The following is an 8,595-nucleotide window of genomic DNA, read 5'->3' on the forward strand; positions in this document are numbered from 1 at the left end:
GAGCGGCAGCACGCCGAGCGCGCTGTCCGACCCCGACAGCCCCGCGGCGACCTCGGCGATGGTGCCGTCGCCACCGGCGGCGACCACCACGGGCACGCCGGCCCGCGCGGCCTCGCGCGCGATACCGACCGCATGGCCGCGATGCGTCGTGTCCGCCACCTCGGGCCGCATGCCGAGTCCGCGCAGCAGGTCGAGCGCGGCCAGCAGCCGGCGGCGGCGGCGCGCGCCAGCGGCGGGGTTGAAGATGATCAGCAGTTGCGGAGGCATGCGCATGGCCATCGGGCGTGGCTTCTGGCAGCGGGTGGTGACAATTCGGCGACGCTTGCGCGGCGGCAGCATGACATGGCGCGCCGGCGCCGCGCGGAGTTCATCGCAGCAGGCTGTCGATGAGCGCCTGTGCGTCCTCGGCCTCGATCGCGCCGTCCAGCAGCAGATGCGCCAGGCCATGTGCCATGCTCCAGCCGCGCAACGCCGGCTCGCGCCCCGCAGCAGCGGTTTCGAGGGCGGCGAAGGCCTGGCGCGACGCCGCCTGCAAGGTCGGATGCGCGGCCGCGCGCGCCAGCAGCGGGCCGAACATCAGGCGGAAGCGGCCGGGACGTTCCAACGCGAAGCGCACATAGGCGCGGCCGCGCGCGGCGAAGGCGGAGACGCCCGGTCCGGCCTGCGCCGCCTGCAGCGCGGCGCCGAAGGCGGCGAAGCCACGCACCGCGAGCGCCGCCAGCAGGTCGTCCTTGTCGGCGAAATGGCGATAGGCGGCGGTGGGCGAGACGCCGGCCATGCGCGCCGCCTCCCGCAGGCTGACCGCGCCGTCGCCGCCCTGTTCCAGCAGCGCGTCCGCGGCGTCGAGCAGGGCGGCGCGCAGGTCGCCGTGATGGTATGACTTTCTCGATGTTGACATCGCTAACATTCCCGGTATGTTGACGTTGATAACATGCTCCGGAAGGCGATGCGACATGCTGCTGCTGCACCTCGGTTTCTCCCTCGCCGCGCTGGCCGCGATCCTGGCGGTGCTCGTGCTGCCCAAGGGCATCCGGATGCATCGCTGGCTCGGCCGCGTCGCCGCCGCCGCCATGCTGCTGAGCGCGGCGAGTGCCTTCGGCATCCAGTCGCGTGGGCATCTCTCGATGCTGCACGTCCTGTCGGTCGTGACGCTGCTGAACATCCCCTACGCGGTGTGGATGGTCCGGCGCGGGCGCATTGCGTCACACCGGCGCGCCATGCTGAGCAACGCCGGCGCGCTGGTGGTGGCAGGGCTGTTCGCCACGCTGATGCCCGGGCGGACGCTGCACGCGCTGCTGTTCGGCTGAGCCGCATGCTTCATCCAAGATTCACGCGCAGCGCGCCACGCGCGGGCTATCGCGCAGCGCAACTGCAGCACGCCGCCGGAGTCGCGCGGACGCCCCGCGCGGCGGGGCGCCGTCCGGGAGAGTGTTTCGGATGCATGATGCCAGCCCGCGCCGCCGCTACCGCAGCATTTTCCTCTCGGATGTCCATCTCGGCACCAAGGGATCGCGCTGCGACTTCCTGGTGGATTTCCTGAAGAAGGTGGAATGCGAACGCCTGTACCTGGTGGGCGACATCGTCGATGGCTGGCGGCTGCGCAAATCCTGGTACTGGGATGCCGACCATGACGAGGCGATCCGCCTGATCCTGCGCATGGCGCGCCACGGCACCGAGGTGATCTACATCCCGGGCAATCATGACGAGATGCTGCGCGACTGGCTCGGCCTGGAATTCGCCGGCGTGAAGCTTGCGCGCGAGGCCGAGCATACCGCCGCCGACGGCCGCCGCTTCCTGGTCATCCATGGCGACGAGTTCGACGGCGTGATCCGCTACGCCAAGGTGATCGCGCATCTGGGCGACTGGGCCTATGACTGGGCGCTGGCCCTGAACCGCTGGTTCAACGCGGCGCGCCGCCGGCTCGGCTATCCCTACTGGTCGCTGTCGCAGTGGCTCAAGCGCCAGGTGAAGGAGGCGGTCAAGGCGATCGACCGCTTCGAGACCGCGCTCGCCATCGAGGCGAAGCGGCGGGGGCTCGATGGCGTGATCTGCGGCCATATCCACCATGCCGAGATGCGCACCGTGCAGGGCGTGCTCTACATGAACGACGGGGACTGGGTGGAGAGCTGCACCGCGCTGGTCGAGCACGCCGATGGCCGCTTCGAACTGGTGGACTGGGTGGCGGAGAACCGCCTGTCCTTCGCGCGTGCGCCGAAGCGGGCGCCGGCTGCGCTGCCAGCGGCCTGACGCGGCCATGGACGACGCGCCGCTCGCGGCCGGCAGCATCGGCGCGCGCGCCGCATCGCTGCGCATCCTGATCGTCTCCGACGCCTGGTTCCCGCAGGTGAACGGCGTGGTGCGGACCATGTCCATCGTAGCCGACCACCTGCGCGCCGGCGGCGACACGGTGGAGGTGATCGGCCCCGACCGCTTCGTGAACGTGCCGATGCCAGGCTATGCCGAGATCCGCCTGGCGATCGCGCCCGGCCGACGGCTGCGCCAGCTGGTCGATGCCTTCGCACCGGAGGTGGTGCATATCGCCACCGAAGGCCCGCTCGGCTGGGCGATGCGCGCCTTGTGCCGCAAGCGCGGTTGGCCCTTCACCACCGCCTTCCACACGCGTTTCCCGGACTATCTGCATGCGCGCACGCGCATCCCGGTGGCCTGGTCCTGGGCGGTGATGCGCCGCTTCCACGAGGCGGGCGCGGGCACCTTCGCGGCGACACGTTCGCTGCGCGAGGAGCTGGCAGAGCGCGGCTTCACCAAGGTGCGCGCCTGGACGCGGGGCGTCGATCTGGCGGGCTTCCGCCCCGAGCCGCGCGACCCCTGGGAGGGGCTGGCGCGGCCGGTCTTCCTCTATGCCGGGCGGGTCGCGGTGGAGAAGGGGATCGAGGCCTTCCTCTCGCTCGACCTGCCGGGCAGCAAGGTGGTGGTGGGCGACGGGCCGGCGCGCGCCGGGCTGATGGCGCGCTTCCCGGGCGTGCACTTCACGGGCTATCGCGACAATGGCGCGCTGGCGCGGTCCTACGCGGGGGCGGATGTCTTCGTGTTTCCCTCGCGCACCGACACCTTCGGCCTGGTGCTGCTCGAGGCCTTGGCGTCGGGCACGCCGGTCGCGGCGTTTCCGGTGACGGGACCTCGGGACGTGGTGACCGACCCGCGCATCGGCGCGCTGGACGACGACCTGCGCGCGGCGTGCCTGCGCGCGCTGGAGGCCGACAGGCCAGCCTGCCGCGCGCATGCCGAGAACTGGTCGTGGGAGGCCTGCGCGGCGCAGTTCCGCGCCGCGCTGGTGCCGGTGGCGTAGAGGGCGCTATTCGCCGATCGCGCCGGAGATCCAGGCCTTGAGCGCGCCCTTGGGCATGGCGCCGACCTTGGTCTCGACCGGCTTGCCGTCCTTGAACAGGATCAGGGTCGGGATGCCGCGCACCGCGTATTCGTTGGGCGTCATCGGGTTGTCGTCGATGTTCACCTTCGCGATGGTCAGCTTGCCGGCGTATTCGGCGGCGATCTCATCCAGCATGGGGGCCACCATGCGGCAGGGGCCGCACCATTCCGCCCAGAAATCCACCAGCACCGGGCCCGAGGCCTCCAGCACGTCCTGCTTGAAGGTATCGTCGGAGACGGGCTTGGTCATGTCACCCATGGGGGGGTCTCCATCAGGGGGCGGGGACGGAAGGCCCCCGCAGTTGGGACAGAAATCGTGCGCCGCGGGCGCGGGGTCAAGCGTGGGGGGCTTCGACGGCAGGTTTGGTGCGGAAGATCATGGATTTGATGCGTTCGCGCAGCGTCTGGAACACCACATACAGCATCGGGATCATGAAGATGCCGATCGAGGAGGCCGCCAGCATGCCCCAGAAGACCGGCGTGCCGACGGCGCGGCGGCTGATCTCGGACGCACCCTCGGCCACCACCAGCGGATAGAGGCCGAGGATGAAGGCGAAGGACGTCATCATCACCGCGCGGAAGCGCAGCTTGGCGCCGAGCGTCGCCGCCTCGATGATCGGCACGCCCTTGTTCTCGCGCTGGTCCTTGGCGAATTCGATGATCAGGATGCCGTTCTTCGCCGCGAGCGCGATCAGCACGACGATGCCGACCTGGGCATAGAGGTCGAGCGACAGCCCCGCCGGCCCGATCGCCGCGATGGCGCCGAGCACGCCCACAGCGACCGAGAGCAGCACCGGCACCGGGATGGTCCAGGATTCGTACAGCCCGACCAGGAACAGGAAGGCGAAGAGCACGGCAAGTGCGAGGATGGTGCCGGTCTGGCCCGAGGCGGCCTTCTCCTGGAAGGCGGTGCCCGTCCATTCGAAGGAATAGCCGGCCGGGAGTGTGGCGTTGGCGACGCGCTCCATGGCCGCGAGCCCGTCGCCCGAGGAACGCCCCGGCGCCGATTCGCCGTTGATCGTCAGGCTGCGGACGTTGTTGTAGCGGATGATGGATTGCGGGCCGAATTCGATGCGCGCCTCGGCGAGCGCGCGCAGCGGGATCATCTCCCCGTCGCGGTTGCGCAGGTTCACCCGGTAGATGTCCGGGATGCCCGAGCGGTCGGGTTCGACGGCCTGCAGGCTGACCTTCCAGGTGCGGCCGAATAGGTTGAAGTCGTTGACGTAGGCCCCGCCCATCGCCGCCGAGACCGCCGAGAAGATGTCGTTCAGCGACAGCCCGAGCACCTGTGCGCGGTCGCGGTCGATATCGAGGAATACCGAGGGGCTGTTCGCCGAGAAGGTCGAGAAGACCCGTGTGAGAGCCGGGTCCTGGTTGGCCGCCAGCACCAGCGCGCGCATCACTGCGGCCATCTCGCCGACCGGGCGGCCTTCCAGGTTCTGCAGCTGGAACTCGAAGCCGCCGGCGGTGCCCAGGCCAATGATCGGCGGCAGGTTGAAGGGGATGATCTGCGCCGGCACCTCGTTGGTGCCCCGCGCGATCGCGGCGATGATGCCGTTCACGCCGAGCGCGGGCGTGGTGCGTTCGTCGAAGGGTTTCAGCGTGATGATCAGGAAGGCGCTGTTGGACTGCGCCAGGCCGTTCAGCATGGAATAGCCCGTGATGGTGATGACGTCCTGCACGCCGTGCAGGTTGCGCGCCACGGCTTCCACCTGCGTCGCGACGGCCTGCGTGCGGTTCAGGCTGGCCCCTTCCGGCATGCGGATCTCGACGAAGAAGGCACCCTGGTCCTCCTGCGGCAGGAAGCCGGTGGGGGTGCGGCTGCCCGCGCCGATGATGCCCGCCATGAACAGCGCCAGCAGGATGATGGAGACGAAGGCTACGCGCACCGCCCGACCGACGATGGCGGCATAGCCGTCGCGCACCCAGTCGATCCCGCGGGAGACGCGGCCCATGATCCCCTTCTTCGGCCCGTGATGCGCCGAGAGCAGCACCGCGCAGAGCGCCGGCGAGAGCGTGAGTGCATTGATCGCCGAGAAGAACATGCCGACCGAGACGGTCACAGCGAACTGCCGGAACAGCTCGCCCGAGATGCCCGGGATGAAGGCGAGCGGGACGAAGACCGAGAGCAGCACCAGCGTGATGGCGATGATCGGCGCGGTGATGCCCTCCATCGCCTTTTTGGTGGCGTCGGCGACCGAGAGGGCGTGGTTCTCCTCCATCGTCGCCTCGACCGCCTCGACCACCACGATCGCGTCGTCCACCACGATGCCGATCGCCAGCACCATCGCCAGCAGCGACACTGTGTTGGCCGAGTACCCCATGGCATTGAGCACGACGAAGGTGGCGATCAGGCTGACCGGCACCGCCACCAGCGGGATCAGCGTGGCACGGATCGAGCCTAGGAACAGGAAGACCACGATCACCACCAGTACGAAGGCCTCGATCAGGGTCTTGATCACCTCGTGGATGGTTAGCTTCACGAAACCGGTGGTGTCGTAGTTCACCGCGTACTCGATGCCGGCGGGGAAGCGCGCGGCGAGCTGGTTCATCGTCTGGGCCACGGCATCGGCCGTGCCTACCGCATTGGCGCCGGGGGCCAGGTAGATCTGGATGCCGATCGCGTCCTGGCCGTTGACGCGGGTGCTCTGGTCTTGGTTCCAGGCCCCCAGTTCGATGCGCGCCACGTCGCGCACGCGCAGCACCGAGCCGTCGGGATTGGCGCGGATCACGATGTTGCCAAACTGGTCGGTGCTCTCGAGCCGCCCGGTGGTGCGGATGTTGAGCTGGTAGGAGGTGTCGTTGCTCGCCGGCTGCGCGCCGATGCGCCCGAGCGGTGCCACCTGGTTCTGCGCCTGGATGGCGGCCACGATGTCGTTGGGCGTGAGGTTCAGCGCCGTCAGCCGGTCGGTCTCGAACCAGATGCGCATGGAATAGTCGCGCGCGCCGAACATGATGACGTCGCCCACCCCGTTCACGCGCTTCAACACGTCCAGGATGTTGATGGTGGCGTAGTTCGACAGGAACAGCGTGTCGTGATCGCCGCTCACCGAGCGCAGCGTGATCACCTGCAGCAGCGCGGAGGATTTCTTGCGCACCGACAGGCCCTGCCGCTGCACCTGGTCGGGCAATTGCGCCAACGCCAGCTGCACGCGGTTGTTCACGTTGGTGGTGTTCTGGTCGGGGTCGGTGCCGACGCGGAAACTGACGGTCAGCGTATAGGACCCGTCATTGCCGCTGGTGGACCGCATGTAGATCATGTTGTCCACGCCGTTGACCTGGCTCTCGATCGGCTGGGCGACCGTCGCCTCCACCACCTCGGCCGAGGCGCCGGGGTAGTTCGCCGTCACCGTCACCTGCGGCGGGACGATGTCGGGGAACTGTGCGACGGGTATCTGCATCAGCGAGACGATGCCCGCGATGGTCATCACGATGGCGATGACGACCGCAAGGCGCGGCCGATCGACGAAGACCTTGCTGATCATGCGCTCAGCCGCCGCGCGCGGGAGTCGTGGGGGTGGCGCCGGGCGGCGGGGCCTCCTGCATCCGGGGCGTCACGGGCTGGCCGGGCCGGGCGCGCTGCGATCCCTCGATGATGATGAGCTGGCCGGGCTCGAGCCCCTCGGTCACGATAGTCTGGCCGTCGGGGCCGGTTGTGATGCGCACGCGCTTCACCTCGACCTTGTTCTCCGCACCCACCACCAGCACGAAGGGACCCTGCTGGTCGATCTGCAGCGCCGATTGCGGGATCACGATGGCCTGCTGCGGCTGCCCCTCGCGCACCACCACCGCGACCGCCTGGCCGTCGGTCAGCAGCCGCTGCGCATTGGGCACCTGGGCCACCACCTGCACGCTGTCGGTCGACCGGTTCGCCGTGACGTCGATGAAGTCGACCCGCCCGGCGGTGTCGAGCAGCGTACCGTCGGGCAGGCGCACCAGCACCTGCACCGCGTCAGGCCCGGCCTGGCCGCCCTCGCGCCGGAAGCGCAGCAATTCGCGCTGCGTCACCGGGAAGGTCACGCGGATCGGGTCGTCGCGCACGATCTGGACCAGGATGCCGGAATCAGGGCCGACCACGTTGCCCGGGCTGAGCGGGGATCGCCCCGCCCGACCGTCGAAGGCGGCGCGGATGGTGGTGTAGCCGTACTGGATCTCGGCCTGCTCGAGCTGCGCCTTGGCCGAATCGCGCTCGGCCTGCGCCGCGGCCTGGGCGGTGATGCGGTCATCCACCGTGGATTGCGGAATGGCGTTGGTGCGCAGCAGTTCCTGGCCACGCTGCACCTGGGTGGTGGCGTTGCGCAGCTCGGCCTCGGCGCGCTCCACCGCGGCGCGTCGCAGCGCCACCTCGGCGGCGAAGGGCGCCTGCTCGATGGTGAACAGCAGGTCATTCGCCTTGACCTGAGCGCCTTCCTCGAAATGGCGGGCATAGAGGAAGCCGGTGATGCGGGCGCGCACATCCTGTTTGTCGATCGCCTCGACCCGGCCGATGAACTCGGCCCCCCGGCTGATTGCGGCGCGCTCGACGCGCGCCACCACCACAGCCGGCGGTGCGCCGGTCTGCTGCGGCGGCGGGGCGGATTCCTTGCAGCCGGCCAGCACCGCCAGCGGCAGCGCGGCCAGCAGCGCCGCCCTGCGCATGCGTCGTGCCGCCAAACCCCCGAGCACCCGCTCCCACGCCATATCGAGCCACCTTCGCATCATCGATGGGAGCGATCCTGCCACGCCGCGGCGCCATCGCGAAACCACCAGGACGGGGGGCCGCTTCGCCGGTGCCGCGCGGCGTGCTAGGGCCGCTGCGTGACAACCCCGTGCATCCCCCCGTGGCGAAGCGCCTGATCCGCCACCCCGCCGTGCAGGGGCTGCTGGCCTGGCTGGTCGCGCTCTATCTCCGCCTGGTCTGGGCCACCACGCGCTGGACCCTGGTGGGCGAGGAGCATGCCCGCGCCTTCGCCGGCCGCCCGATGATCCTGGCCTTCTGGCACGAGCGCCTGCCGCTGGCCGCGCTCGGCTGGCGGCTGCTCGCGCGGCGTGTGCCGCAGGCGGGCGGGCGGCGGGCGCAGGTGCTGATCTCGCGCCACCGCGACGGGCGGCTGATCGCGGCCGCGGTGCGGCCCTTCGGGATCGACGTGGTGCACGCCTCCTCCTCCAAGGGCGGCGCGACGGGGCTCAGGGCACTCACGCGGATCCTGGCCGGCGGCGGTGTCGCGG

At 69.9% G+C, this 8,595-nt stretch carries 9 protein-coding genes; 4 read left to right on the plus strand and 5 right to left on the minus strand.

The window, feature by feature from the left end:
- Both HW578_RS18750 and HW578_RS18755 read right to left on the minus strand, forming a co-directional pair.
- Positions 1–279: diacylglycerol/lipid kinase family protein (locus tag HW578_RS18750; RefSeq protein ID WP_198372236.1), on the minus strand; the 279-nt coding region annotated here is incomplete at its 3' end.
- Positions 280–367: 88 nt separating this feature from the next.
- Complete coding sequence (locus HW578_RS18755; protein ID WP_198372237.1) at positions 368–898, minus strand: TetR/AcrR family transcriptional regulator; 531 nt, start codon at positions 896–898, stop codon at positions 368–370.
- Between the two features lie 55 nt (positions 899–953).
- Here HW578_RS18755 and HW578_RS18760 point away from each other — a divergent pair, with 55 nt between their 5' ends.
- The 3 genes from HW578_RS18760 (at position 954) to HW578_RS18770 (ending at position 3,307) form a co-directional block, all read left to right on the plus strand.
- Positions 954–1,307, plus strand: a complete 354-nt coding sequence (locus HW578_RS18760; RefSeq protein WP_198372238.1) for a DUF2306 domain-containing protein — start codon at positions 954–956, stop codon at positions 1,305–1,307.
- A 130-nt stretch (positions 1,308–1,437) separates the two neighbouring features.
- A complete protein-coding gene (locus HW578_RS18765; protein WP_198372239.1) occupies positions 1,438–2,247 on the plus strand; it encodes a UDP-2,3-diacylglucosamine diphosphatase in 810 nt (269 codons plus the stop codon).
- Positions 2,248–2,254: 7 nt separating this feature from the next.
- Complete coding sequence (locus tag HW578_RS18770) at positions 2,255–3,307, plus strand: glycosyltransferase family 4 protein (RefSeq protein WP_232479109.1); 1,053 nt, start codon at positions 2,255–2,257, stop codon at positions 3,305–3,307.
- A gap of 6 nt (positions 3,308–3,313) precedes the next feature.
- On the opposite strand, the gene trxA is transcribed toward HW578_RS18770, so the two are convergent.
- From trxA to HW578_RS18785, 3 genes are all read right to left on the minus strand, one after another.
- Positions 3,314–3,646: a thioredoxin TrxA gene (trxA, locus tag HW578_RS18775; RefSeq protein WP_198372240.1), complete on the minus strand. Its 333-nt coding sequence runs from the start codon at positions 3,644–3,646 to the stop codon at positions 3,314–3,316.
- 76 nt (positions 3,647–3,722) lie between these two features.
- Positions 3,723–6,872, minus strand: a complete 3,150-nt coding sequence (locus tag HW578_RS18780) for an efflux RND transporter permease subunit (RefSeq protein ID WP_198372241.1) — start codon at positions 6,870–6,872, stop codon at positions 3,723–3,725.
- A gap of 4 nt (positions 6,873–6,876) precedes the next feature.
- Positions 6,877–8,025 carry an efflux RND transporter periplasmic adaptor subunit gene (locus HW578_RS18785; protein ID WP_198372242.1) on the minus strand — a complete coding sequence of 383 codons (1,149 nt, stop codon included), beginning with the start codon at positions 8,023–8,025 and terminating at the stop codon, positions 6,877–6,879.
- Between the two features lie 182 nt (positions 8,026–8,207).
- Here HW578_RS18785 and HW578_RS28475 point away from each other — a divergent pair.
- Positions 8,208–8,595, plus strand: a 388-nt coding sequence (locus HW578_RS28475; RefSeq protein ID WP_198372243.1) for a DUF374 domain-containing protein, incomplete at its 3' end; no start/stop codon positions are given.

The organism is Roseomonas rosulenta, assembly GCF_016106005.1.
GTDB classification, from domain to species: domain Bacteria; phylum Pseudomonadota; class Alphaproteobacteria; order Acetobacterales; family Acetobacteraceae; genus Neoroseomonas; species Neoroseomonas rosulenta.

Bases quoted from the DNA above. Each gene is read 5' to 3' on its own strand.
- HW578_RS18755 (WP_198372237.1), bottom strand. From the start codon at position 898: ATGTCAACATCGAGAAAGTCATACCATCACGGCGACCTGCGCGCCGCC.
- HW578_RS18760 (WP_198372238.1), top strand. From the start codon at position 954: ATGCTGCTGCTGCACCTCGGTTTCTCCCTCGCCGCGCTGGCCGCGATC.
- HW578_RS18765 (WP_198372239.1), top strand. From the start codon at position 1,438: ATGCATGATGCCAGCCCGCGCCGCCGCTACCGCAGCATTTTCCTCTCG.
- HW578_RS18770 (WP_232479109.1), top strand. From the start codon at position 2,255: ATGGACGACGCGCCGCTCGCGGCCGGCAGCATCGGCGCGCGCGCCGCA.
- trxA (WP_198372240.1), bottom strand. From the start codon at position 3,646: ATGGGTGACATGACCAAGCCCGTCTCCGACGATACCTTCAAGCAGGAC.
- HW578_RS18780 (WP_198372241.1), bottom strand. From the start codon at position 6,872: ATGATCAGCAAGGTCTTCGTCGATCGGCCGCGCCTTGCGGTCGTCATC.
- HW578_RS18785 (WP_198372242.1), bottom strand. From the start codon at position 8,025: ATGCGCAGGGCGGCGCTGCTGGCCGCGCTGCCGCTGGCGGTGCTGGCC.